Below are 22,196 nucleotides of genomic sequence, written 5' to 3'. Positions count from 1 at the left end.
CGCCAGCACCGTCGCGTTGGCCGCGGCGCTCGAACTCTTGAGGCCGGCGGCCATCGGCAGGTCGCTTTCGGTCTCGACGGTGCCGCCCTCGCCGTCGCCGAACGCCTCGACGGCGAGTTCGACACAGCGTTCGATGAGTCGCGTGTCGGCGTCGGGGGCCTCCGCGATGCTCCCGCGGACCGCGCCGGAGTCGTCCAGTTCGACCGACGCGGTCGTCTCCGCGTCGATGGCGAACGCGGAGCCGGTCGCCGTCGCCAGGGCGTTCAAGACGGTGCCCGCCCCGAGGGCGGTGGCTCGGCCGTGCATACTTCGGGGAGGTCGGCACACCGTGTTATGTGTGGCGGTCCGTGCCGTTTTCGCCCGTAGGCTCGGGGACGCGACGGCGGGACCAGCGCCCGACGCGGGCCGCCCCGAGACGCGACGTTTTTGCCGTCCCCGAAGCAACGGTGAGCCATGAGCGCCCGCAACGACATCGCCCCGAGCACGCTCGGCGTCGAACTCCACGACTACGGCGTCGAAGTGGAGTACCTCGACAACCGAACCACGGTCTATCGGGGCGTCCCCGAGCCGGTCACGGGCACGCTCGCCACCGCCCCCGGCAAGGAGGTCCACGTCCTCGTCACCGACCCCACCGAGACGGAGGGCGTCATGATGTACGTCAACGACCTCACGAGCCACGACGACGTGCTCGAATCGAGCGGCGTCGGCCGCGTCATCCTCGGCGAGGACGACGAAGAGGAGCTGTTCCCCGGGGTCCTCGTCCGCCGGGTGCCCGGCCACCGCTTCGAAATCGAGGCCGACCCGGAGGTCGCCCGCGGCCGCGTGTTCGTCTTCGTCGAGGACGACTGGGGCGAGGACTCCTACGAGTTCGTCTCCGAATGATGCTCCGGAAACGCTGGGAGCCGCTGGAAAAACGGACCGTCGGCAAAGCGCCGGAGGCCTACGGCTACTACGAACTCGGCGACGCCGACGGCGACCTCGTCGGCCGCGGCGTCGGCGTCCTCCGCGACGAACTGAAGGAGGCGCTCGCCTACGGCGACGCCGAACGCGTCCGCTGGGAGCGCGCGACCTCGCTGGACCACGCCGAGCGACTCGCCGAGGAACACGACCCGGCGTAGGCGTCGGGGTCGGCGTCGCCGAGTCGCCGAGTCGCCGCCGACGCTCTCGCTCCTCCGCTACTGCAAGTACGACGGACTGTCCGTGTCGCAGTTCTCCTCGTGGGCCTCGGCGTCGGACCGCACGTCGAACAGCATCTCGCACTCTTCGCACCGGTACCACGTCGCCCCGTCTTTCTCCGTCGTGGTGACCATGACTAGTGTTACCGCGCCGTCCCGGAAAACGGTTACTCCGGGCGAACCCTCAAGGGTCGAGCGGGCGAACCGGGGAGTATGTCAGAAGATGGGGTGACGCTCGTCGTCCGCGCCGCGGAGAAACGCGACGCGGGCCGCGGCATCGCCCGCCTCCCCGAAGCCGCCCGCCGGGAACTCGGCGTGCTCAGCGGCGAGACGGTCGTCATCGAGGGCTCCCGAGAGACGGTCGCCAAGATGTGGCCCGCCCGCCCCGGCGCGCCCGCCGGCGAGATGCTCGTCGACGCCGACACGCGGGCCAACGCCGGCGTGAAAATCGGCGACAGCGTCCGCGTCAGGAAAATCGACGTCGAGGACGCCCGGTCGGTGACGCTCGCCGGCCCCAGCGCCTTCGAGCGGACCAGCGTCGACCGCGAGACCATCGAGGAGGTCGTGAAGGCGGAGCTTCGGAACCGCCCGCTCCGCGCCGGCGACCGCGTCCGCGTCGAGCGACTCGGCGGGGCCGCGCTGGTCGTCAGCGAGACCAGCCCTGAGGGCGTGGTCCGCGTCACCGACGCGACGACCGTCTCGGTGACGGCGGCGAGTTCGAAGGGCGCGAGCGAGACCGTCCGCGACGCCGTCAAGAGCGTGACCGGCGGCGACGACGACGCCGGGAGCCGCGGTCGGGCGACGGGCGTCACCTACGAGGACATCGGCGGCCTCGACGACGAACTCGACCTCGTCCGCGAGATGATAGAGCTCCCGCTGTCCGAACCCGAGGTGTTCGCCCACCTCGGCATCGAGCCGCCGAAGGGCGTCCTCCTACACGGCCCGCCGGGCACGGGGAAGACCCTCATCGCGAAGGCCGTCGCCAACGAGGTCGACGCGAGTTTCACCACGATTTCCGGGCCGGAGGTGCTCTCGAAGTACAAAGGCGAGTCCGAGGAGAAACTGCGCGAGGTGTTCCAGTCGGCCCGCGAGAACGCGCCGGCCATCGTCTTCTTCGACGAAATCGACTCCATCGCGTCGAAGCGCGACGACGGCGGCGACCTCGAAAACCGCGTCGTCGGCCAACTGCTGTCGCTCATGGACGGCCTCGACGCCCGCGGCGACGTGGTCGTCATCGGCGCGACCAACCGCGTCGACAGCCTCGACCCGGCGCTCCGCCGCGGCGGCCGCTTCGACCGCGAAATCGAAATCGGCGTCCCGAACGAGACGGGCCGCCGCGAGATTCTCGACGTGCACACCCGGCGGATGCCCCTCGCCGAGGACGTGGACATCGACCGGCTGGCCTCCCGAACCCACGGCTTCGTCGGTGCCGACCTCGAATCGCTGGCCAAGGAGGCCGCGATGACCGCGCTCCGGCGCGTCCGCCGCGAGGGCGGTGGAAGCGGAAGCGAGGGCGGAGACAACCGGGTCGCCGTCGCGGACATGACCGTCACGCGCGCCGACTTCGAGTCGGCGATGGCGACGGTCGAACCCTCGGCGATGCGCGAGTACGTCGCCGAACAGCCGACCGAGGGGTTCGAGGGCGTCGGCGGCCTCGACGACGTGAAGCGGACGCTCGAACGCGCGGTGACGTGGCCGCTGACCTACGCGCCGCTGTTCGAGGCGGCGTCGACGGACCCGCCGACCGGCGTGCTCTTACACGGTCCGCCGGGGACCGGCAAGACGATGCTCGCCCGCGCCATCGCGGCCGAAAGCGGCGTCAACTTCATCCACGTCGCCGGTCCCGAACTGCTCGACCGCTACGTCGGCGAGTCCGAGAAGTCCGTCCGCGAGGTGTTCGACCGCGCCCGACAGGCCGCCCCGAGCATCGTCTTCTTCGACGAGATAGACGCCATCGCAACGAACCGCGACAGCGCCGGCTCCGACTCGGGCGTCACCGAGCGCGTCGTCTCGCAACTCCTGACGGAGATGGACAACGCCGCAGACAACCCGAACCTCGTCGTCCTCGCGGCGACGAACCGCCGGGGCGCGCTCGACCCCGCACTCCTCCGCCCCGGTCGGCTGGAGACCCACGTCGAGGTTCCCGCCCCGGACATCGAGGCGCGCCGCGCCATCCTCGACGTGCACGTCCGCGACAAGCCGCTCGGCACCGACGTGGACCTCGGCGACGTGGCCGCGCACATGGACGGCTACACCGGGGCCGACGTGGCCGCGGTCTGCCGCGAAGCGGCCCTCAGGGCGATTCAGGACGTGGCCGACGCCTACGACGGCACCGAGGCGAACAGCCACGCCGACGAGGTGCGCATCACCCGCGCGCACTTCGAGGCGGCGCTGGAATCGGTCTCGCCGACGCAGGTCTGACGGGCGGCGACCGGCGGCGAAGGCCGTTCCCGCTCACCTGCGAGATTATCTCGTCTCACCGCGTACTGTGTCTCATGTTCACTCGCAACAGGGGTGTGTCGTGAACGCGGCGTGGCGGCGGAAAGTCCGACGGGAGTGGGGCGCGCTCACCGGCGGCCCGCTGTCCGCGACGTGGTGGGTGACGAAGGCCGGCCTCCGGGTCGCGTTCGCCGAGGCGATGTTCATGTTTCTCGTGTTGCTGAACAACGATGCGGCCGCGTTATCGGCCGTCGCCGACGGCGAGGCGTCCGTGTTTTCGCTCGTCGGGCTCGTCCTCGTGACGCCCGAGTACCTCGCCATCGCGGCCATCGTCTTCGCCGTCGCGCTCTTTCTTCCGTTCCTCCCGCGGCGCAACGAGGCGACCAACCGCTGGGAGTAGGAATCGAGAGGCGACGGCGGCCCCGCTCCCGAAGGCCACCGCGACCGCGCCGACTCAGGCCAGTCGCGCTCGGTAGTAACTCGACTCGGCGTTCGGGACGGTCACCTCACGCACGTCGAGGGCCGCCTCGGCGGCGACCGCCCGGAGCCGAGCGGGCGAGACGAGAACGAAGTCGAGCGTCGGCCCGCGCAGGTCGCCGTACTCCACGCGGAACGACCGCCGAGCGATGCCCTCTCGCGGGTCTGGCCGGTAGCCGAAGAACCGCACGGGGTCGATGCGCGTCGGGTCGTACGAGTCCACGACGACCTCGCCGGACGACGAGACGAGGTCGGCAAACGACGCGAGCAGGTCGGCGAGTCGGTCCAGCGACCCCGCGAGGCCGACCTGCGTCCCGTTGGCGAGGACCGTCTCGAAGCCCCCGGTCGCCGACCCCGCTTGACTCGCTTCGACTGGCGGGTCGAACATGTCGCCGACGACCGCCGCCTCGACGCCGCGCTCGCGGGCCGCACGCACCGCGTTCGGGCTCACGTCGAAGGCGACGACTTCGCCGCGGTCCTGCACGGCGAGGGCGTGTTGGCCCGCGCCGCACCCCACGTCGAGGAGCGGGGTTCGGAGGGAATCGACGAACTCGCGCTTCGCGGCGGGCCACCGCTCGGACGGGACGAGATAGTTCTCGTAGACGTGCGCGTCGCCGGCGGCGGCTCCTGCGTCGTCGCCGGCGCGGTAGACACAGGGGGCGCGCAGACAACCGCGAACGCGGGTCCAACATCGCCAGTCCGAGGGCGTCGTCGGGCATGACGGGTCGTTCGTCGCCCTCATGTAAATTATATTTAATGTTCCGGGTGGTAGCAATTAACAGACATGGGGGACGGAGGAAGCGTCAGTCCAGCCGGTCCAAGTCGCCGTGTAGCTCGCGGTTCATCACGTCCGCGACGAACAGACGGATGCGCTTGTGAAGCTCCGCTTCGGTGTCGTAGGTCTCGATACGGAGGTCCCAGCGAGCGCGCGCCGCGCGAATCATCTCGCTCGTGACGCTCGCCTCGTGGACGAAGACGATTCGGTCGCCGTGCGTCTCGGAGAGCCGTTCGAGTATCGACCCCGCCTCCTCGCCGACGCCGAAGTTGTGGCCGAGAAACGGGAGTACGAACACGGTCGCGTTGCTCGCCTCGGCGAACGCGAGCGACTGCGTCGCGGCGTCAACCTCGTCGGTTCCGATGTCCACGTCGACGGCGAGAAAGGCGTTCACGCCCGGGTCGGCGCGGAGCGTTCCCTGTACGCGTCGGAGGAGCGCGAGCGCGTCGTCGACCTCGTCTCGCGCGGCGAACAGCTTTCGAATCGGCCCCGGAAGCTCCTCGATGTCGATGGCGGCGAGTTCCTCCTCCGAGAGGACGTAGTTGAGGTTGAACGACTTGTACGGACCCATCACGTAGACGAGAAACCGGTCGTAGGTCGTTCGCCCGAGCGCCGCGCGTATCTCGTCGCGCGAGACGGCGTCCGTCATGGGCACACGTACCGCGCGATAGTATATAAAATCCGGATTTTTCAGCGAAGCTCGACTCAAGAACCGTTAAACCGACACGCCGCGTCTAGCGAACCGAGATGGCGACGAACGACCCGGTCGATTCGGACGGCCTCCCCGAGGACCCCGCCGAGTTGCTTCCCCCGACGAGCGTCCTCACGCTGGACGAGTACCTCGACATGCAGGCCGCGCTCGGCGACCGGACGCGGTTCACCCTGCTGTACCGGCTGGTCCACTTCGGCGAGCGGAGCCCGAAGGCGCTGGCCGAGGCGCTCGACGTGCAGGCGAACACGCTCCACTACCACCTCAACAAGCTCGTCGACGCCGGGTTGGTCGAGAAGCGAAAGCGGGCGCGAGCCGACGAGGAAGGGCTGTTTTCGTACTACCGCGCCACGTCGCTCGGCTCCGACATCCTCGAACACGGCGTCGAGGAGCTCATCCGGCGCGAGCGCGACTACCGGGACGCCTACGCGTCTGAATAGCGGCGTCGCGGCCGGTCGCCGCGTCTCAGTTCTCGCCCCGTGACTGCCGAAGCCGCCGCCTATTTGGCGCTCGCTCGCACAGGCTGAAGCGATGTCCAATCTCCTCCCCGAGGAAGCACAGGAAAAGCTCGTCACCGTCTGCCGCACGGCCGTCGGCGACAGCCTCCGCTCGCTCACGTACTTCAGCCGCTTCGACTACGTGCAGGTGTACCTCCGCGAGGACCTCGAACAGGAGGCCGACCTGAACTCCTTTATCGGCAACGAGTGGCACGACTTCAAGATGACACAGGACGCCTACCGCGGGTCCGAACTCGGCGACTACGAGTACACGATTCGCGTGTTCGAAAACGGCTATCTCGTCCGCATCACCGTCGAGGACTTCGGCGTCTTCGTCACGACCGACGGCATCTCGATGCAGGACTTCGAGGCGCTGGCGGCCGCGACGACCGAGATTCTCGACGAGTGGGCCATCGAGGAGTAAGCGGTCGACCCCGAAACCGGCTCCGTCAGTCCCAGAACGACTGGGTCCGGGCGTATTCGCGCTCCCGTTCGAGGATGTCGCGGTAGAAGTCGTCTTCGTCCTCGCGGAGCTTGTTGATGATGCGCGCGGCGTTGTGCGGGCCGACGCCGCGGGCCGCGAGCGCGACGACCGCCCGCTCGCCGTGGGCCTGCACCAGACTCGCCGAGCGGTAGGCTCGCTTCGTCAGTCGCTCCTGTTCGTCGTCTTTCTCCGGCGCGCGGACCGCTTTCACCGTCTCGTCGTCCCACGGGTTGAGCGCGGCGACGCGGGTCGCGCCGCACTCGGGGCACGTCACGGGTTCGCGGACGCGCTTGACCTTCGTTTCCCGAGTCCAGTCCTTGCAGTGGAGACACGCCAACAGCACGCGGTCGTTCTGAATCCGGTCCCGGACCGTCTCGATGACGCTCGCGTCGGCGTTCTCGGGGACGAGCAGGTCGGTGCCCGACCCGCGGCCGCCGGTGCCGATGGCGGTCGGTTCGCGGGCGACGGAGAGTTCCACGTCGCCCTCGCGGAGGCGGCGGAGCAGTTCGACCGTCTCCGCGACGGCGAGGTCGGTGTGGAACACCTCGCGGACGGCCTCGTCGTAGACGGGCGTGTCCTCAAGCGCGGCGAGGAGGCGGTCGCCGCCGAAACGGCCCTTGCCCTGATAGCGCTTGAGCGCGCCGAACTTCGCGGCCACCTGCGCCAGCGTGAACTTCAGCGAGTCCGACCGCTTGAGCGCGAGTTCGAGCAGGGCCTCGACGTGGTCGGGGTCGGTCTCGCGGAGCACCTCCGCGAACGTCGTCGGGCGGACCTTCCCCGGCACGTCGAACTCGACGCGGTAGGGGTCGACCTCCATGCCGACCGAGGAGCCGGTCCGCTGGCCGATGAGCGCCGACAGGAGCCGCCCGAGCGTCTCGTTCACCCGGTGGCCGTGCGGCGAGTTCAGCGTCACCTTCCGGGGCGAGCCTTCGAGGACGAGCCTGTTCGCCGTCGGAATCGGCGCGCCGGCCTCGACCTGTCTTTCGATGGGGCCGAGCGCCGACCTGACCGTGGCCTCGTCGGTCGGGTAGCGCATGGCGATGTCTCGGGCGACGGCCTCGCGGTCGGCCCCGGACTCGAACTGCGGCGCGGCCACGTCGCGGAGTTCGCCCACCTCGCCGGCGACCGGCGCGGGGACCGGAATCTCCGAGCCGACCCACGACGGCACCTCGCCGCCGGGGTCCTCGATGGGCGAGACGTTCACCCGCGCCTCCTCGTCGTCCACGTCGTTGACGCGCCACATCTCGCCGCGCTGGATGAACGTCGCGCCCGGCGCGGCGAAGTTGAGGACGAACTTCTCGTCGAGCGTCCCGATCTGCCGGCGCGAGGAGATGTCGTGGACGTCGTAGGTCTCCTCGTCGGGAATCATCGAGAGGTTGGCGTAGAAGTACTGCCACGTGCCGCCGGACTTCTCGAGGAGGTCCTTGTCCTCGTCGAGCCAGAGGAGGTGGTTCCCCGAGAGTTCGCGGACGACGGCGCGGAAGTCGTCCTCGGCGAGGTCGCGGAAGGGGTACGCCCGCGTGATAATCTCGTAGGCGCGGCGGGCCGACACGTCGCCGTAGTCCATGACGACGCCGACGATTTGGTTGGCGACGGTATCGAGGCTCCCGTGGTGGACGCGGGCGGGTTCGACCTCGCCGGAGACGGCCCGCCGGGCGATGGCGAGCGCTTCGAGCGTGTCGTCGGGGTGGTCGGTGACGACGGTCCCGCGGGAGACGACGCCCAAGCGGTGGCCCGCGCGACCGACCCGCTGGAGGAGCCGCGACACCTCGCGGGGGCTGTTGTACTGGACGACGTGGTCCACCCGACCCACGTCGATGCCGAGTTCCATCGACGACGTGCAGATGAGCGCGTCCAACTCGCCGGCCTTGAAGCGGTCTTCCACGTCGATGCGAACGTCCTTCGACAGCGAGCCGTGGTGGACCTCGATGGGGTCGCCGAGCGCCTTGAACCGCGAGCCGAGCGCCTCCGCGGTCTGTCTGGTGTTGACGAAGACGAGCACCGACTCGTGGTCGCGGACGATATCCCGAATCGCCCGAACGTGGCTCGCTATCTCGGGGTCGGTGGCGAGTTTCCCGGCCAGCGCCTCGTCCTCGTTCGTCACCTCGGGGCGGACGACTTCGAACTCGACGCGGTTGTCCACGTCCACCTCGATGACCTCGAACGGGCGGTCACCGGTCAGGAACTTCCCGACCTCGTCGGGCGACCCGACCGTCGCCGAGAGGCCGATTCGCTGGAACGACCCGGCCAACTCGCGGAGCCGCTCCAGCCCGATTGTCAACTGCGCGCCGCGCTTGGCCGACGCGAGTTCGTGGACCTCGTCGACGACGACGTGGTGCACGTCCGAAAGCGCCGTTCTGAGCTTCTTTCCCGTGAGCATCGCCTGTAGCGTCTCGGGCGTCGTCACCAACACGTCCGGCGGGTCGTTGGCCTGCTTTTGGCGCTGGTACTGCGTGGTGTCGCCGTGGCGAACGTCGATGTCGATGTCGAGCCGTTCGCCCCACCAGTCGAGCCGCTCGCGCATGTCCCGGTTCAGCGCCCGAAGCGGGGTGATGTAGAGCGCCGAAATCCCGAATCGGTCCTCGGCGTCGGCGATGGCCGAGAAGACCGGGAGCATCGCCGTCTCCGTCTTGCCGGTGCCCGTGGGCGCGATGATGAGACCGTGTTTCCCGTCCGAAAGCGGGGGAATCGCCCGGCGCTGGGGCTCTGTCGGCGTCGTGAATCCGCGCTCCGAGAGCGCGTTCCGAACGGGCGACGAGAGCGTCGCGAAGGCGTCCATTCCGGCGGCGGCCTCGCCGTCTGGCATCGCCCGAGGTAGCGGTTCGAGGCGATTAAGCGCACCGCTCGGGGCGGTCCCCACCGGGAGATTCATGTCGCCCGTGAATCAACTTCGGGCGTGTCCCCGAAACGAGTCTACTGGTCCGCGTTCCTCGTCTTCGGTCTCTGCGCCGCCGTCGATATCGCGCTCGACGTTTCGGCGGGAGACGTGGGTATCAACACCGCGGCGGCGGCCGCGGGCGTCGTTGCGGTCGGCTACGCGTCGGTCGTCGCCCTCCGCGACCCCGACCGCGCCCGAGTCCCGACCGACTGGAGCCCGCTCGTCTACCTCGTCGTCCTCGGCGCGGCGCTCTACGCCTTCGGCGTCGCGCTCCAACTGTACTCGGTGGTGACGTGACTCCCGAGCGGTCCTTTTGGCTGTCGCAGGCGGGCTTCACCGCCGGGAACCTCTTCATCGTTCTCGGCAATCAGTGGGGCGACCTCGCGGCGTGGCAACTGGTCTTCGCGGCGGTGCTGGTGCTTTCGACCCTCTGGTTCGTCGGCTACGCCGTGCAGGAACGAAAAAAAGGCGTCCCGGAGTTCTTCCGCGAGTGGACCGGCTGGCAACGACTCGCCCGCGTGGCCGCCGTCGCCGTGTTCGTTCTCGGCACTCTCACGTTCGGTTTCGGCTCGGGGCTGTTCTGACGACCGAGGCCATCCCGGCGACTGCGGCGACCGCGACCACCGCCCCTGCTACTCAGACGTTCCGGTAGTCGCCCAGCCGCGTCCCGTCGAGCAGGTAGGCCTCCCCGTTCGCGAGGCCGTCGGGCAGGAACGGCGAGAGAAAGCCCTGTCCGGCGACGTTGACCCACGTCCCGCCCGAGGTGTCGTTGAACGCCGGGAACACCACGAGTTCGGCGTCTGCTCGCGCCACCTCCGCGGGGGCGACCTCGTAGTGTTCCGCGAACACCGCGGGCGCGAGGGAGCCGCGGAGCCAGACGCGCTCTTTCCGCGCGCCGCCGGCCTCGTCTTCCAGCCTGACCGCCGGGTGTTCGTGGGCCGAACAGACCACGTCGGCGGCGAGCACCTCCCGCGAGGGCCACGTGTGGCCGTGGCAGAAGCCCACGTCGCCGAGGCGGACGCCAGCGGAGTCGGTCACCTCCACGTCGTCGCCGAAGAAGTCCGCGAGGCCGCCGTCGTGGTTGCCGGGGACGACCGTCAGTTCCGCGCGGTCGGCCACGGCGGCCGCGAGGGCGCGCAGTTCCTCGGCCTCGTCTCCCTTCTGGTCGCCGATGCGGTGGCCGAGGTCGCCGAGGACGACCAGTCGGTCGGCGTCGGTCCGGTCGAGAAGCGACAGCAGGCGCTCGCGGCGGACCGCGGCCTTCGACGGGAGTTCCACCCCGCGTTCGTACCGCAGGCCGGCCTCGATGCCGGCGTGGTAGTCGGCGACGACGAGCGAGCGCTCGGGGAACCCGCGCCTGCTCGTCCGCGCCACCGCGGCGGGATGGCCGGGAATCGGTTCGACGAGCGGTCCCGACACGGCCTCAGATGGCCTTCAGCACGCCGTCCTGCGGCTCGTAGCACCGACCGCCGAGGAGCGCCTCCTGGATGGCGTCTTCGACCGCGCCGGGGTCCGCGCCGTACTCGTCGACGACGGCGGCGACGACCTCGTCGCGGGTCGCGCCGTCGCCCCCGTCGAGGTCGTCCATGGCGTCCACGACGACCGATTCGAGGTCGATGTCCTCGGCCTCGGCGGACTCGTCGGCGTCGGGCGTCGGCTCGTGTTCGGGTTCTGGCTCGGATTCGACCGCTGGTTCGGGCTCCGGTTCGGGCTCGGCCGCGGCGTCAGCCGCGGGTTCCGGTTCCGGCTCTGCCACCGATTCGGCGTCGGCGGGTTCGTCTCCGAGTTGCTCGGTGAGGTCGTCCGCGTCGGGCACGTCGATGTCCGCCTCGCCGGCGGGGTCGACGTCCGCGCCGGAAGTGAACTCCGTGCCGAACTCGGACTCGATTTCGGCCCGCTCGTCCTCGTCGAGTTCGTACATCCCGTCTGGGTCGACCGAGTCGTCGGCGTCGGAGGACGCGGAGTCGGTCGAGTCGGTCGCCGACTCGTCGGCCGGCGCGTCCGCCTCGGGTTCGGGTTCGGGGTCGTCGAAGCCGTCGTCGAAGTCGCCGAGGGTTCCGCTTCCCGATTCGTCGAGCGAACCGGCGTCGGTCGTACCCGCGTCGGGGGCGTCGTCTTCGAAGTCACCGAGCGCGCCGTCGTCGGCCCCGGCGTCGAAGTCTGGCTCAGAATCGACGTCGAGCGAGTCGGTCTCCGGTTCGGGTTCGGACGTGAGGTCGGCCGCTTCGACCGATTCGGACTCGGCCGTCGCGGACGGCTCGCTCTCCGGTTCCGGCTCGGACGCCTCCGACTGGCTCTCGGTCGCGGCCGTCGTCTCGGTGGCGACGGGTTCCGGTTCGGGTTCGGGTGCGGGCTCCGGCTTGGTTTCCGCGACGGGGTCGGATTCAGACTCCGGCTCGACGGCCTCGGACTCGGTACTGTCGGCGGGTTCCGGCTCCGGCTCGTCGGCGACCGGTTCGGACTCGGATTCGGCCTCGAACTCCTCCGGGTCGGCGTCGAACTTACCCGCGTCGGGCTCCGCATCGGCGAGTTCGTCGGCGTTGTCCGCGTCCGCCTCACCGACCTCGATATCGATGCTCTCTGCCGGTTCGAGGCCGAGTTCGGGGAGCGGACCGAGCACCGCGTCGCCGCCGTCGCCGGGGGCGACGTCGAGGTGGTCGACTTGGTCGCGGTCGCCCGCGACGAGCTCGAGCGCCTGCACGGCCACTTCGCGCAGTGCTTCGAGGTAGGTTCGGGTCGTCCCGTAGTGGTCGATGGCGCGGGGGATGCCCGCCGCGAGCGTCGGGTCGACGCCGCGGGCTTCGAGCGCGCGGGTCAGGTCGTCGCCACGGTAGGGCATCGACAGCGCCTCGTCGAACACCGCGATGCGGCGGAGCGTCGCCTCAGCGGCCGAGACGATCCAGCGGTCGCGCACGTCGGCGTCGACGGTGTTGACGCTCTCGGGGCGGACCGAGGAGTAGACCACGTCCGCGTCGTCCGGTTCGTACGTCCGGGCCTTGCCCGCGAGCGAGACGAACGCCGGGGGCGTCGCCGCGTCGAGGTAGGCCATCGGCTCGGGCTGGTACTGGCCGGCGTAGGTGACGAACGCGCCCGTCGGGTCGGCGATGCGCCCCCGGAGCACCTCGTCGTTGACGTGTTCGATCTCGGTGAGCACGCCCGCGACGAACGTCCGGTTGAGTCGCGCGCCGGTTGGCGTGACCACGTAGTTCGGCGCGCGCTCCTCGTCGCTCTCGGAGTACGAAAGCGACGCGTCGTCGAACTCGGCGGCGAAGACGCGGTAGGCGATTTCCCGTGTGCCGACGACCGGCGAGGCGCTCATGCGCGCACCTCCGTGAGGAGGGCGGCCGCGCGTTCGGCCGGGTCGTCGTCGGTCTCCTCGAACTCGTCGGCTTCGAGGTTCGCGCCGTACTCGTCCACAGAGAGGTTCCCGCGGACGCGGTACTCGCGGCCGACGAGCGTGTCGGCGATGTCGTCGGCGACGACCTCCTTGTCCATCGCCTCGCGGGCGGCCTCCATCGCGTCGGCCATCGTCCCGCCGTAGATCTCCTCGGTGAGGTCGCGGTCGAGGATGGCGGTCACCGTGCCGGTGCCGTCGTCGAGAATCGCCTTCACGCGCATGTCGTCCTCGCCGTCGACCTCGCCGTGCTGTCGGCACTGGCCGTTCTGGACGACGCGGCTACACTTCGGACAGCGCTCGATGAGCCCGGAGCCGTCGCGCACTTCGAGGACGTTCCCGAGCACTTCCACGTCGAACATCCCGCCGGCGTCGACGGCCTCGCCGATTTTCAGGCGGGGCGCGGAGTCGGTCACGGAGACGGGGTCGTCGAGCACGTCGAGCGTCGTGAACTCCGAGAGGTTCACCTGCGGCACGCCGCGGAACTCGCGGACGTACACGTCCGAGAGACGCAGGCTCGCGCCCTCTTCCACGTCGGGGCGGGGTGCCCAGTCGGTGAAGGGGAGTCGCCCGGACTCGTCGGCGACGACGCCCGAGAGGATTGTCGTCTCGCCGTTGCGACCGTCGATGGTGCGCGAGTCGACTTCGAGGACGCGGACCTCGACGGTCCGGCCGCGGTCGCCGGCCTGGAGGTCGATGAGGTCGGCCTCGCCGCCGATGCGGTCGTCGTAGGGCGTCTCGACCGTCTCGGACTCCACGCCGACCGTCGAGGACGCGCCGATGTTCAGTTCGGGCTTGCCGTCCCACTCGCGGACGCCGGCGTTGCCGATGACGACGGAGTCGCCCGGTTCGAAGCCGAAGTCCTGCCACGCGGTGTAGGAGATGACGCCGGACTCGTCGGCGAGTTCACCCTCGCGGATGGTCTGTTCGTCGCCCTGATAGACGATAGAGCGGGTGCCCACGGTGAGCACGCGGACCGTCACCGAGACGTTGCCGCCGTCGGGGTCGATGTCGGCGATGCGCTTCGTCGAGGGCGCGCCGTCGCTCCCGCCGGAGCTTCCGCCGCCGTGTTTTCGTCGGACGCTCTGTTTCGCCTCGTCGAGCGGGACGCTGTACTGCAGGAGGTTCTGCAGGTCGGATTTGACCTCCTCTTTGTCGACACCGAGGGCGGAGGCAAGCTCCTCGGCATGCTGGTCGAGTTCCATCGAGTCGGGATTCGCCCCCGTCGGATAAAAAGTGTTGCCGGGCGGCCGGGCGACCGGCCGCGGGCGAATCACTAAGTGCTCGCGTGCCAGTTGGACTCGTATGTCGAACGACGAGGGCCCGGACGCCGGCGACGCCGACGAGGAGGTCTCCTTCTCCGTGACCATCGAGGACGGCTGGACGACTATCGTGATGGAAGGCGACAAGGACAGCGCGGTCGTCGTCCGCTCCGCGTCCGGCGAGCGAATCTACCTCCCGCCGGAGGGGTTCGACGCCGAGGCGGCGGCCGACAGCGCGTACCAGTCGGCGGACAGCCCCTACCAGTCGGCGTACGACTCGCCGTACCAGTCGGTCCAGACCGACGACTCGCCGTACCAGTCCGCTCGCGGCACGATGCCGCGAGAGGGGATGGTCCCGACCCGCGGCGGCTACCGAATTCGCCACCCAGAACCCGTGACCGACGTGCGGCTCCTCCGCTGAGTTCCGATACCGTCGATTTCCGAGCCGGAGTGCTGACCCCCGGGTTCGACGTTCAGTTCGCGTCTGACTCGGCGGCGTCCGCGTCGCCGGCGTCGGCTTCGTTCTCCGCGCCGGCCGAGGGGTCGACGTCATCGTCGAGGATGCTGTGGTAGTACGCTACCGTCTCGTCGACGACGCGGTCCCACGTGTACGGCTCGTACTCCGGTTCGCCGTCGAGCGAGAGGCCGTACTCGATGCCGTCGGCGATGGAGCGCGAGTCGGGTTCGACCTCGATGACGCAGTCCTCGGGGAGGACCTCCGCCGCGCCGCTCTCGGTGGCGACGACGCGCGTGCCGGTCGACAGCGCCTCGACGATGGTGATGCCGAACGGCTCTGACAGCGACGGCGAGACGAACAGGTCCGCCGAGGCGTAGTAGTCGCCGAGCGCCTCTTCGGGGACGTAGCCGGCCCACTTGATGCGGTCTTCGACGCCGAGCAGTTCGGCGAAGCGCTTGAGTTGGGCGGTGAGGTGACCCGACCCGCCCATGACGAGCGTCACGTCGTCGCGGGCGAGCTTCTCCATCGCGTAGACGAGATGCGAGATGCCCTTCTGGTCGGTGTGCCGGCCGACGAAAAACAGCATCTTCCCGTCGATGCCGAGTTCTTCTTTGAGGTCGCGGCCCGTCGTCTCGCACTCCGAAAAGCCGTTGTAGATGACGTGGCAGTCGCCGCCGTACTCGCGTTTGACCTTGTCGGCGAGGAGTTCGCTCACCGCGAGCAGGTGGTCACAGCGCTCGGCGATGCGGCGCTCGGTCTCGACTTCCCGCTGGGGCGGGTCGATGTTGCGGTCGGACGAAAGCGAGTGGAACGTGGTCACCCACTCCACGTCCTCGTTGTTCGACTTCGCGCGCGACCCCGGGCCGTAGCCGAACCAGTCGTGCGTGTGGACGATGTCGGCGTCGGCGGCGCGCTCCGCGAACGTCGAGCCCAGCCGTCCGATTCGGGTGATGATGTCGCCTTCGCCCGTCGGAACGCCCACGATGCCCTCGCGGTCCGGCGCGTACTCCGCGGGGAGCACGAGTTCGATGTCGACGTCCTCGCGGTCTTCGAGTCGCTCGAACATCTCGCCTACGTGCGTGTCGAGCCCGCCGCTGACGTTCGGCGGAAACCCCCACCCCAGCATCAGGACCTTGGCAGTCATAGATGACACAATGTACCACAGAGGCCTATTTAATTCCTGTCCGGCAATACTCCGACGGCACCTCACCGAAAGGCGTTTTCGCCGCGGCGACGACCCGCGAGTATGCACGTCCACGTCAACGCCGCCGCGAGCCTCGACGGCAAGCTCTCCTCGCGCCGCCGCGAGCAGGTGCGGATAAGCGGTGACGACGACTTCGCCCGCGTGGACGAGATTCGCGCGGCCGCCGACGCCGTCGCCGTCGGCGTCGGGACCGTCCTCGCCGACGACCCGCATCTCACGCTCGACGACCCCGCCCTCGTCGCCGCCCGCGAGGACCGGGGCGACCCGCCGCACCCCGCCCGCGTCGTCGCCGACTCGCGCGCTCGAACCCCGGCCGACGCACGGATTCTGGACGACGCGGCGACGACCTACGTGCTCGTCTCCGAGGCCGCGCCCGCCGACCGCCGCGAGGCGCTCGAAGCCGCCGGCGCGGAACTCGTCGTCGCGGGCGAAACGCGGGTGTCGCTCCCCGACGCCCTCGAAGCCCTCGAAGCCCGCGGCGTCGACCGACTCATGGTCGAGGGCGGCGGCGAACTCATCTTCTCGCTGTTCGAGGCCGGCCTCGTCGACGAACTCACGCTCTACGTCGGCTCGATGGTCATCGGCGGCCGCGACGCGCCGACGCTCGCCGACGGCGAGGGCTTCGTCGCCGACTTCCCCCGACTGTCGCTCCGCGTCGTCGAGCGCGTCGACGACGGTGTTCTCCTGACCTACGACTGCTGAGCCTCGTTCCTCGAATCCGGCCGTTTTCGCCGCGAACGCGGAGTTTCGCGGTCGTGCGTCGCCACGCAAACAGGCGCAATGGGTAAGAGTGTCGCGCCGATACGTGGAGATATGAGCACTCCGAAGACAACCGATGTACCCGTCCATATCGAGAGTTCGGACGAACTCGACGAACTCATCGCCGACAGCGCGGTCGTCCTCGTGGACTACCACGCCGACTGGTGCGGCCCGTGTAAGATGCTCGAACCCACGGTGAAGGAAATCGCCGAGGAGACCGACGCCGTCGTCGCCAAGGTCGACATCGACGAACTCCAAGAGCTGGCCCGCGAGCAGGGGATTCGCAGTGTCCCGACCCTCCAGTTCTACGCCGGCGGCGAGCAGGTGAAGGAGGTCATCGGCGTCCAGAGCAAAGAAGACCTCGTCGACATCATCGAAGCCGCCGCGTAAGCCGGCGTCAGCTCCGCTCGGCTCGATTCTTCGTTTTTCTCTCACGGCTAGCGACGGCGCGGCGCGCGCTCGGGTGCGTTCGGGCGTCGTCGCTCGTCGGGGCAGTTCGGTCGAAAAGCGGAGTCAGAAGGCGGCTCAGAAGGGCGCGTCGGACACGTCGGGTTCGAACCCCGCGCCCGCGTCGTCGTCGTAGAAGCCTCCGGTCGAGGCGTGGACCGCGTCTATCTCCTCGAACTCGGCGACCATGCGCGACTTCAGCGCCTGAATCGTCATCGGCGAGATACCGCATCCGGAACACGCGCCGGTGAGGGAAATCCACACCTCGCCGGTCTCCTTGTCGATGGCTTCGATACCCGCGTCGCCGCCGTGCATCTCGATTTGGGGGAAGTTCCGCCGCATGAACAGGTCGAGCCGTTCTTCGAGGGACTTCTCCGACGTCTGCGAACTCATACCGAGACGTGGGGTGCGGGCGAGCATAACGATTGCTCCGAACGAGGTCGCGGCGAATTTCGCGAGACGCTGTCGGGGGAGTCGGTCGGCGAGGGCTTTTTACCACGGAGAGAGTATCGGAACCTATGATTTCACTCGACGAGGCAGTCACGGCCCGCCTGGAATCCCACGGCGCGCGGTTCGAGGTGCTCATCGACCCCGACGCGGCGCTCGCGATAAAGCGCGGCGAGTTCGACGGCGACCTCGAAGAGGTCATCGCCGCCGAAGACGTGTTCGAGGACGCCTCCCGCGGCGACCGCCCCGCCGAGAACGACCTCGAAGAGGTCTTCGGAACGACCGACCCGCTGGAGATAATCCCCCAGGTCGTCAAGAAGGGGGAGATTCAGATCACGGCCGAACAGCGCCGCGAGATGCAAGAACAGAAGCGCAAGTCGCTCATCAACCGCATCGCGCGAAACGCGGTGAACCCGCAGATGAACGACTCGCCGCACCCGCCGGAGCGAATCGAGCGCGCGCTCGAAGAGGCCGGCTTCAAAATCGACCCGATGGAGCCCGTCGAGTCGCAGGTCGACGACGCCCTCGACGCGCTCCGCCCCGTGTTGCCCATCAAGTTCGCCGAGGTCACCGTCGCCGTCCAACTCCCCGCCGAGTACGCCGGGAGCGGGCAGGCCCAGATTCGGAGCTACGGCGACCTCGAACGCGAGGAGTGGCAGAACGACGGCTCGTGGGTCGGCGTCATCACCTTCCCCGCGGGGATGCAAAACGACTTCTACGACAAGGTGAACAACATCACGAGCGGCACGGCCGAGACGCGCATCGTCAAGGACGAAGACGAGCTCTGAGACGGGTGCGGGTCGGCACGGCCGAGACGCGAACGCGAACTATCCTTTCTTGAAGCCGACGAGGAAGCCGCCGGAGAAGCCGGCGGAGACGGACAGCGTCGAGAGAATCGTCGAAATCCAGTCCGGCGGCGCGCCGCTCGCGGCGTCTTGGGTGGCGCTCACGAGCCCGCCGGTGAGGCGCTCCCAGTCGACGGTGATGATGCCCCGCGATTCGAGGAACTTGAACACGGCGAGTTCGAGGCCCACGATGACGGCGATGAGCTTCGCGATTTTCTTGGCCGCGAAGCCGATGATGCCGCCGATGACGGCCCCGCTCCCGAACTCGATGCCGAGCTGTTGTGGGTCGATACTCAGTTGTAAGGGGTCCATACGGCGAACAACCCGTCCGTCGATATAAGTGATTTGTGGGGAGACTGTCGTCGTCGCCGAACTGTCAGATCGCGGCCGGGCAACCTACAAGAGTCCCGGCGTCCAAACGCGGCCATGGAACGGGAGGTGACGGGACGCCATCTCGACGCGTGACCCCGGCCGAGCGGGGCTTAAGTGCCTCCGGCGGCTAGTACCGACTGACACAGTGCAGGCAACGTACCCCACACTCGAGGTGCGGCGATGAGCCGCGTCGTCGTCGCGAAGCGCGTCGACCGCGGAGACGCCGACCTCACGGAGATATCGGACCTCGCCCGCGCGGCGGGCTACGAGGTCGTCGGCGAACTCACCCAGACCCGCGAGGAGGACGCCGCCTTCCACTTCGGCGAAGGGAAAGTCGGCGAGTTAGCGTCGCTCGTCGCGCGCGAGGACGCCGCCGCCGTCGTCTTCGACAACCGACTGGGCCCCTACCAGACGTACAACATCGCCCAGAAGCTCCCGGACGACGCGGAGGTCATCGACCGCTTTACGCTCATCCTCGACATCTTCGGCCAGCGGGCGAACACCCGCAAGGCGCAGTTGCAGGTCGAACTCGCCGAGCTACGCTACGAACTGCCGCGCGCCGAGGCGAAGGCGTCGCTGGCGAAGCGCGACGAGCGCCCCGGCTTCATGGGGCTCGGCGAGTACGACGAGAGCCGCGAGCAGGACATCAAGGCCCAGATTTCGCGCATCAAGAACGAACTGGACGCCATCGCGGACAAAGAGGAGACCCGGCGCGAACAGCGCCGCGAGTCCGGCTTCGACCTCGTGGCGCTCGCGGGCTACACGAACGCCGGGAAGTCGACGCTGATGCAACGGCTCGCCGCCGACCTCGAAGTCGGCCAGAACGACGACCTCCACCCGGACCTCGACCCGACCGCGGAGTCACAGGACAAGCTGTTTACGACCCTCGGGACGACCACCCGGCGCGCCGAAACGGGCAAGCGAGACGTGCTTCTCACCGACACCGTCGGGTTCGTCTCGGACCTCCCCCACTGGCTCGTCGAGTCGTTCAAGTCCACGCTCGATTCGGTCTACCGGGCCGACCTCGTGTTGCTCGTCGTTGACGCCTCCGAGCCCGTCGAAGAGATGCGCGAGAAGCTCGTCACGAGCCACGACACACTCTACGAGCGCAACGAAGCGCCCATCGTGACCGTGTTCAACAAGGTGGACAAGGTCGCGGCCGAGGAGCTCGACGAAAAGCGCGCGGCGCTGTCGGCGCTCGCGCCCAACCCCGTCGCCGTCTCGGGGCTGACCGGCGAGAACGTCGAGGAACTGGCCGCCCGCGTCGAGGACGAACTCCCCCCGTGGGAGCGCGAGCGCCTCCTGTTGCCGATGGCCGACGACACGATGAGCCTCGTCTCGTGGCTCTACGACCACGCCCACGTCGAGACCGAGGAGTACGAGGGCGAACAGGTCCACGTCGAGTTCGAGGCGCGCCCCGCTATCGTCGAGAAGGCGCGGGCGAAGGCCGCCGACCTCTCCGTGCCGGCCGACTCGGCCTGAGCGGCCTGCGCCGAGTCGCGCCCACCACGCTTTGGTCCGTCGCGGACTCGACCCGACCCGCCGGTTTCGACTCAGTCGAGCGTCGCTTTCTCCTTCGTGACGACTTCCACGTCCGAGATTCGCGTCCCCGGATACTGGCCGTCGTCGTCTTTCTCCGCGGCTTTCACCATGTCCCAGACGACGTTGAGGCCGGTCGTCACGCCCTCTAGCGCCTCCATCTCACAGCCCGTCTTGCCGGTCGTCCCGACCGTCACGGAGAGCGTGACCGACTCGTCGGCCACCTCGAACTCGGTGTCGACGTTCGTGATGGGTATCTGGTGGCACATCGGAATCGTCTCCCACGTGTGCTTGACGGCCTGAATCGCGCCGATTCGGGCGGTCGCCAACACGTCGCCCTTCCCGATTTCGTCGTCGCGGATGGCCCGAACCGTCGAGGCGCTGAGGTGGATGGTCCCGCGGGCGACCGCCCGGCGGCGGCTGTCCGGCTTCGCGCCCACGTCGACCATCTGGACGTTGCCTTCCTCGTCAACGTGGGTCAGGTCGCTGTCGTCGCGGTCAACCGATTCGTTCGACTCCGCACCGGCGCGCTCGTCGCTCATGCTTCGTCACCTCGCAGGGCCGCGGGCAGTCGTTCCAAGAGGTCGGTGGCGACGAGGCCGCCGCCGAACGCCTCGGCGGCGAGGTCGCCCGCGCGGCCGTTTCCGTAGGCCGCGACGGCGGCCGCGTCGAGCGGGGGCAGGACGGCCGCGAGCGCGCCGGTCGCGCCCGCCAGCACGTCGCCGGTGCCGCCGACGGTCATGCCGGGGTTCCCGGTTCGGTTGACGCGGACCGCGTCGCCGTCCGAAACCACGTCGTACGCGCCCTTCACGAGGAGCGTGTGGCCGAGGTCGGCGGCGAACTCGCGGACGAGGTCGCTCCGGACCTCCCAGTCGGAGTCGGTCTCGCCGCCCATCTTCCGCAACTCGCCCTGATGGGGCGTACAGATGAGCGTCGCCTCGGTGTCCACGTCGGGGACGACCTGCAGGGCGTCGGCGTCGACGACGGCGGTCCCGTCGTAGGCGGCGAGGAACTCGCGGACCGCGGCGAGCGACTCGTCGGCGTCGCCGAGGCCGGGGCCGAAGACGACCGCGTCGCGGTCGGCGGCGAAGTCGAGGAGGTCCGGGACGTGTTCGGGCGCGAGTCGGTCGCCCGAAAAGCCGCGGACGATGAGGTTCTCGGAGTAGCCCTGTACCTCGCGGGCGACGGCCTCGGGGCAGGCGACGCGGGCGAGGTCAGCGCCGGCTCTGAGGGCCGACTGCGCGGCGAGCGCGGGCGCGCCGGTGTACGGACCGCCGCCGACGACGAGCACGTCGCCGTGGTCGCCCTTGTGGCTCTGGGCGTCGCGGTCGAGCGCGAGGAGGTCGCCGGGACCGGTGAACAGCTCCGCGGCCTCGGGGATGCCGATGTCGGCGACGACGACCTCGCAGTCGAGGTCGCCGAGGCCGGGCTTGTCGTCGTGGAAGGTGACGACCCGGTCGGCGTCGACCGCGAGGCCCGCCGCGTCGCCCGTATCGGCGTCGACGCCGGAGGGCACGTCCACCGCGAGGACGGTCGCCGAGGAGTCGTTGATGGCGCGCGCGGCCGTCGCCTCGGGTTCGCGGAGCGCGCCGGTGACGCCGGTGCCGAGCATCGCGTCCACGACGAGGTCCGGGTCGCCGAGGTCGAAGCCGGCCGAGTCGGTGACGGTCCGGTGGTCGGCCTCGCCCGCGACGAGGGCGTCCCAGTTCTCGCGGGCGATGTCGGTCGAAATCGTCTCGGGGCGGCCGAGCAGGTGGACGGTCACGTCGTACGCCTTCAGGAACCGCGCGGCGACGAGGGCGTCGCCGCCGTTGTTGCCGCGCCCGGCGACGACTGCGACCGACGCGCCGGGGTCCGCGAGGTCGCGGCACGCCCGCGCGACGGCGTTCCCGCTCGACTCCATGAGCTGTTTCCGCGGCACGCCGAGCGCCTCGGCGTTCAGGTCGACCGCGGCCATGCGTCGACTCGTAATCATACGCCCCCGTTTGCCCGGCGGCGCGTTAACACATGTGGTCGCGGGTCGGATTCGCAACGTT

Annotated in this window: 25 protein-coding genes and 1 pseudogene; 13 read left to right on the top strand and 13 right to left on the bottom strand. The window is 69.2% G+C overall.

Annotation, left to right across the window (positions count from 1 at the left end; translation table 11 throughout):
* Window positions 1-306 (bottom strand): GHMP family kinase ATP-binding protein (locus C441_RS03785; RefSeq protein ID WP_007273864.1); only part of this gene is annotated, 306 nt, incomplete at its 3' end.
* 147 nt (window positions 307-453) lie between these two features.
* On the opposite strand from C441_RS03785, the gene C441_RS03780 reads away from it, so the two are divergent.
* Together C441_RS03780 and C441_RS03775 are read left to right on the top strand one after the other, a co-directional pair.
* On the top strand, window positions 454-882 hold the full coding sequence (locus tag C441_RS03780) for a DUF5796 family protein (RefSeq protein WP_007273863.1): 429 nt from the start codon (window positions 454-456) through the stop codon (window positions 880-882).
* On the top strand, window positions 882-1,118 hold the full coding sequence (locus C441_RS03775; RefSeq protein WP_049920405.1) for a DUF7508 domain-containing protein: 237 nt from the start codon (window positions 882-884) through the stop codon (window positions 1,116-1,118). Before C441_RS03780 ends, C441_RS03775 begins: the two co-directional genes overlap by 1 nt.
* Window positions 1,119-1,175: 57 nt before the next feature.
* Here the strand turns inward: C441_RS03775 and C441_RS20475 are convergent, their stop codons facing one another.
* Window positions 1,176-1,310, bottom strand: a complete 135-nt coding sequence (locus C441_RS20475; RefSeq protein ID WP_004968097.1) for a DUF7128 family protein — start codon at window positions 1,308-1,310, stop codon at window positions 1,176-1,178.
* A gap of 78 nt (window positions 1,311-1,388) precedes the next feature.
* Between C441_RS20475 and C441_RS03765 the strand changes: the two genes are divergently transcribed.
* Together C441_RS03765 and C441_RS03760 are read left to right on the top strand one after the other, a co-directional pair.
* Window positions 1,389-3,596 carry a CDC48 family AAA ATPase gene (locus C441_RS03765; RefSeq protein WP_049920404.1) on the top strand — a complete coding sequence of 736 codons (2,208 nt, stop codon included), beginning with the start codon at window positions 1,389-1,391 and terminating at the stop codon, window positions 3,594-3,596.
* Between the two features lie 100 nt (window positions 3,597-3,696).
* Window positions 3,697-4,014 (top strand): hypothetical protein, encoded by a 318-nt coding sequence (locus C441_RS03760; protein ID WP_007273860.1) that lies wholly within the window; start codon window positions 3,697-3,699, stop codon window positions 4,012-4,014.
* Window positions 4,015-4,068: 54 nt separating this feature from the next.
* Here the strand turns inward: C441_RS03760 and C441_RS03755 are convergent.
* Window positions 4,069-4,810: pseudogene (locus C441_RS03755) on the bottom strand (class I SAM-dependent methyltransferase).
* An 84-nt stretch (window positions 4,811-4,894) separates the two neighbouring features.
* A complete protein-coding gene (locus C441_RS03750; RefSeq protein ID WP_007273858.1) occupies window positions 4,895-5,515 on the bottom strand; it encodes a DUF7509 family protein in 621 nt (206 codons plus the stop codon).
* Window positions 5,516-5,613: 98 nt separating this feature from the next.
* On the opposite strand from C441_RS03750, the gene C441_RS03745 reads away from it, so the two are divergent.
* Window positions 5,614-6,015 carry an ArsR/SmtB family transcription factor gene (locus C441_RS03745; protein ID WP_004968102.1) on the top strand — a complete coding sequence of 134 codons (402 nt, stop codon included), beginning with the start codon at window positions 5,614-5,616 and terminating at the stop codon, window positions 6,013-6,015.
* A 91-nt stretch (window positions 6,016-6,106) separates the two neighbouring features.
* Window positions 6,107-6,496, top strand: a complete 390-nt coding sequence (locus C441_RS03740; protein ID WP_007273857.1) for a DUF7522 family protein — start codon at window positions 6,107-6,109, stop codon at window positions 6,494-6,496.
* A gap of 25 nt (window positions 6,497-6,521) precedes the next feature.
* Here C441_RS03740 and C441_RS03735 read toward each other — a convergent pair whose 3' ends face one another.
* On the bottom strand, window positions 6,522-9,362 hold the full coding sequence (locus tag C441_RS03735) for a DEAD/DEAH box helicase (protein WP_007273856.1): 2,841 nt from the start codon (window positions 9,360-9,362) through the stop codon (window positions 6,522-6,524).
* Window positions 9,363-9,452: 90 nt separating this feature from the next.
* On the opposite strand from C441_RS03735, the gene C441_RS03730 reads away from it, so the two are divergent.
* Both C441_RS03730 and C441_RS03725 read left to right on the top strand, forming a co-directional pair.
* Window positions 9,453-9,731 carry a hypothetical protein gene (locus C441_RS03730; RefSeq protein WP_007273855.1) on the top strand — a complete coding sequence of 93 codons (279 nt, stop codon included), beginning with the start codon at window positions 9,453-9,455 and terminating at the stop codon, window positions 9,729-9,731.
* Complete coding sequence (locus C441_RS03725) at window positions 9,728-10,018, top strand: hypothetical protein (protein WP_007273854.1); 291 nt, start codon at window positions 9,728-9,730, stop codon at window positions 10,016-10,018. Before C441_RS03730 ends, C441_RS03725 begins: the two co-directional genes overlap by 4 nt.
* Window positions 10,019-10,070: 52 nt before the next feature.
* Here C441_RS03725 and C441_RS03720 read toward each other — a convergent pair whose 3' ends face one another.
* From C441_RS03720 to C441_RS03710, 3 genes are read right to left on the bottom strand one after another with little or no spacing between them, the layout of a single operon-like run.
* Window positions 10,071-10,853: a metallophosphoesterase gene (locus tag C441_RS03720; RefSeq protein WP_007273853.1), complete on the bottom strand. Its 783-nt coding sequence runs from the start codon at window positions 10,851-10,853 to the stop codon at window positions 10,071-10,073.
* A 4-nt stretch (window positions 10,854-10,857) separates the two neighbouring features.
* Window positions 10,858-12,753, bottom strand: coding sequence for a hypothetical protein (locus tag C441_RS03715; RefSeq protein ID WP_007273852.1), 1,896 nt, complete (start codon window positions 12,751-12,753; stop codon window positions 10,858-10,860).
* The gene (locus C441_RS03710) at window positions 12,750-14,033 is read right to left on the bottom strand and encodes a Single-stranded DNA binding protein (protein ID WP_007273851.1); all 1,284 of its coding nucleotides are present in this window, start codon (window positions 14,031-14,033) and stop codon (window positions 12,750-12,752) included. Before C441_RS03710 ends, C441_RS03715 begins: the two co-directional genes overlap by 4 nt.
* Window positions 14,034-14,133: 100 nt before the next feature.
* Here C441_RS03710 and C441_RS03705 point away from each other — a divergent pair, with 100 nt between their 5' ends.
* Entirely contained in the window at window positions 14,134-14,511 is a 378-nt protein-coding gene (locus C441_RS03705) for a DUF7510 family protein (protein ID WP_007273850.1), read from the top strand.
* 52 nt (window positions 14,512-14,563) lie between these two features.
* Here the strand turns inward: C441_RS03705 and C441_RS03700 are convergent, their stop codons facing one another.
* Window positions 14,564-15,673, bottom strand: a complete 1,110-nt coding sequence (locus C441_RS03700; RefSeq protein ID WP_007273849.1) for a glycosyltransferase family 4 protein — start codon at window positions 15,671-15,673, stop codon at window positions 14,564-14,566.
* A gap of 120 nt (window positions 15,674-15,793) precedes the next feature.
* On the opposite strand from C441_RS03700, the gene C441_RS03695 reads away from it, so the two are divergent.
* Both C441_RS03695 and trxA read left to right on the top strand, forming a co-directional pair.
* On the top strand, window positions 15,794-16,453 hold the full coding sequence (locus C441_RS03695) for a 2,5-diamino-6-(ribosylamino)-4(3H)-pyrimidinone 5'-phosphate reductase (RefSeq protein WP_007273848.1): 660 nt from the start codon (window positions 15,794-15,796) through the stop codon (window positions 16,451-16,453).
* Window positions 16,454-16,564: 111 nt separating this feature from the next.
* On the top strand, window positions 16,565-16,900 hold the full coding sequence (gene trxA, locus C441_RS03690) for a thioredoxin (RefSeq protein WP_007273847.1): 336 nt from the start codon (window positions 16,565-16,567) through the stop codon (window positions 16,898-16,900).
* 135 nt (window positions 16,901-17,035) lie between these two features.
* Here the strand turns inward: trxA and C441_RS03685 are convergent, their stop codons facing one another.
* Window positions 17,036-17,350 carry a NifU family protein gene (locus tag C441_RS03685; RefSeq protein WP_007273846.1) on the bottom strand — a complete coding sequence of 105 codons (315 nt, stop codon included), beginning with the start codon at window positions 17,348-17,350 and terminating at the stop codon, window positions 17,036-17,038.
* 125 nt (window positions 17,351-17,475) lie between these two features.
* Between C441_RS03685 and C441_RS03680 the strand changes: the two genes are divergently transcribed.
* Window positions 17,476-18,192, top strand: coding sequence for a ribosome assembly factor SBDS (locus tag C441_RS03680; RefSeq protein WP_007273845.1), 717 nt, complete (start codon window positions 17,476-17,478; stop codon window positions 18,190-18,192).
* 39 nt (window positions 18,193-18,231) lie between these two features.
* On the opposite strand, the gene C441_RS03675 is transcribed toward C441_RS03680, so the two are convergent.
* Complete coding sequence (locus C441_RS03675; RefSeq protein WP_007273844.1) at window positions 18,232-18,561, bottom strand: FUN14 domain-containing protein; 330 nt, start codon at window positions 18,559-18,561, stop codon at window positions 18,232-18,234.
* A gap of 240 nt (window positions 18,562-18,801) precedes the next feature.
* On the opposite strand from C441_RS03675, the gene hflX reads away from it, so the two are divergent.
* Window positions 18,802-20,103 carry a GTPase HflX gene (gene hflX / locus C441_RS03670; RefSeq protein WP_007273843.1) on the top strand — a complete coding sequence of 434 codons (1,302 nt, stop codon included), beginning with the start codon at window positions 18,802-18,804 and terminating at the stop codon, window positions 20,101-20,103.
* Window positions 20,104-20,174: 71 nt separating this feature from the next.
* Here hflX and moaC read toward each other — a convergent pair whose 3' ends face one another.
* The gene (gene moaC, locus C441_RS03665; protein ID WP_007273842.1) at window positions 20,175-20,702 is read right to left on the bottom strand and encodes a cyclic pyranopterin monophosphate synthase MoaC; all 528 of its coding nucleotides are present in this window, start codon (window positions 20,700-20,702) and stop codon (window positions 20,175-20,177) included.
* A complete protein-coding gene (locus C441_RS03660) occupies window positions 20,699-22,135 on the bottom strand; it encodes an NAD(P)H-hydrate dehydratase (protein WP_275040256.1) in 1,437 nt (478 codons plus the stop codon). The genes moaC and C441_RS03660 overlap by 4 nt, the downstream gene beginning before the upstream one ends.
* Between the last annotated feature and the right edge of the window lie 61 nt (window positions 22,136-22,196).

Source organism: Haloferax sulfurifontis ATCC BAA-897 (assembly GCF_000337835.1).
GTDB classification, from domain to species: domain Archaea; phylum Halobacteriota; class Halobacteria; order Halobacteriales; family Haloferacaceae; genus Haloferax; species Haloferax denitrificans.
This window is presented reverse-complemented; position numbering and strand designations above follow the sequence as displayed.

Coding starts and splice junctions, on each gene's coding strand:
- moaC (WP_007273842.1), bottom strand. CDS start 20,702: ATGAGCGACGAGCGCGCCGGTGCGGAGTCGAACGAATCGGTTGACCGC.
- C441_RS03715 (WP_007273852.1), bottom strand. CDS start 12,753: ATGAGCGCCTCGCCGGTCGTCGGCACACGGGAAATCGCCTACCGCGTC.
- C441_RS03695 (WP_007273848.1), top strand. CDS start 15,794: ATGCACGTCCACGTCAACGCCGCCGCGAGCCTCGACGGCAAGCTCTCC.
- C441_RS03775 (WP_049920405.1), top strand. CDS start 882: ATGCTCCGGAAACGCTGGGAGCCGCTGGAAAAACGGACCGTCGGCAAA.
- C441_RS03750 (WP_007273858.1), bottom strand. CDS start 5,515: ATGACGGACGCCGTCTCGCGCGACGAGATACGCGCGGCGCTCGGGCGA.
- C441_RS03740 (WP_007273857.1), top strand. CDS start 6,107: ATGTCCAATCTCCTCCCCGAGGAAGCACAGGAAAAGCTCGTCACCGTC.
- C441_RS03745 (WP_004968102.1), top strand. CDS start 5,614: ATGGCGACGAACGACCCGGTCGATTCGGACGGCCTCCCCGAGGACCCC.
- C441_RS03735 (WP_007273856.1), bottom strand. CDS start 9,362: ATGCCAGACGGCGAGGCCGCCGCCGGAATGGACGCCTTCGCGACGCTC.
- C441_RS03685 (WP_007273846.1), bottom strand. CDS start 17,350: ATGAGTTCGCAGACGTCGGAGAAGTCCCTCGAAGAACGGCTCGACCTG.
- C441_RS03780 (WP_007273863.1), top strand. CDS start 454: ATGAGCGCCCGCAACGACATCGCCCCGAGCACGCTCGGCGTCGAACTC.
- C441_RS03675 (WP_007273844.1), bottom strand. CDS start 18,561: ATGGACCCCTTACAACTGAGTATCGACCCACAACAGCTCGGCATCGAG.
- C441_RS03710 (WP_007273851.1), bottom strand. CDS start 14,033: ATGGAACTCGACCAGCATGCCGAGGAGCTTGCCTCCGCCCTCGGTGTC.
- hflX (WP_007273843.1), top strand. CDS start 18,802: ATGAGCCGCGTCGTCGTCGCGAAGCGCGTCGACCGCGGAGACGCCGAC.
- C441_RS03765 (WP_049920404.1), top strand. CDS start 1,389: ATGTCAGAAGATGGGGTGACGCTCGTCGTCCGCGCCGCGGAGAAACGC.
- C441_RS03680 (WP_007273845.1), top strand. CDS start 17,476: ATGATTTCACTCGACGAGGCAGTCACGGCCCGCCTGGAATCCCACGGC.
- C441_RS03660 (WP_275040256.1), bottom strand. CDS start 22,135: ATGATTACGAGTCGACGCATGGCCGCGGTCGACCTGAACGCCGAGGCG.
- C441_RS03700 (WP_007273849.1), bottom strand. CDS start 15,673: ATGCTGGGGTGGGGGTTTCCGCCGAACGTCAGCGGCGGGCTCGACACG.
- C441_RS20475 (WP_004968097.1), bottom strand. CDS start 1,310: ATGGTCACCACGACGGAGAAAGACGGGGCGACGTGGTACCGGTGCGAA.
- trxA (WP_007273847.1), top strand. CDS start 16,565: ATGAGCACTCCGAAGACAACCGATGTACCCGTCCATATCGAGAGTTCG.
- C441_RS03705 (WP_007273850.1), top strand. CDS start 14,134: ATGTCGAACGACGAGGGCCCGGACGCCGGCGACGCCGACGAGGAGGTC.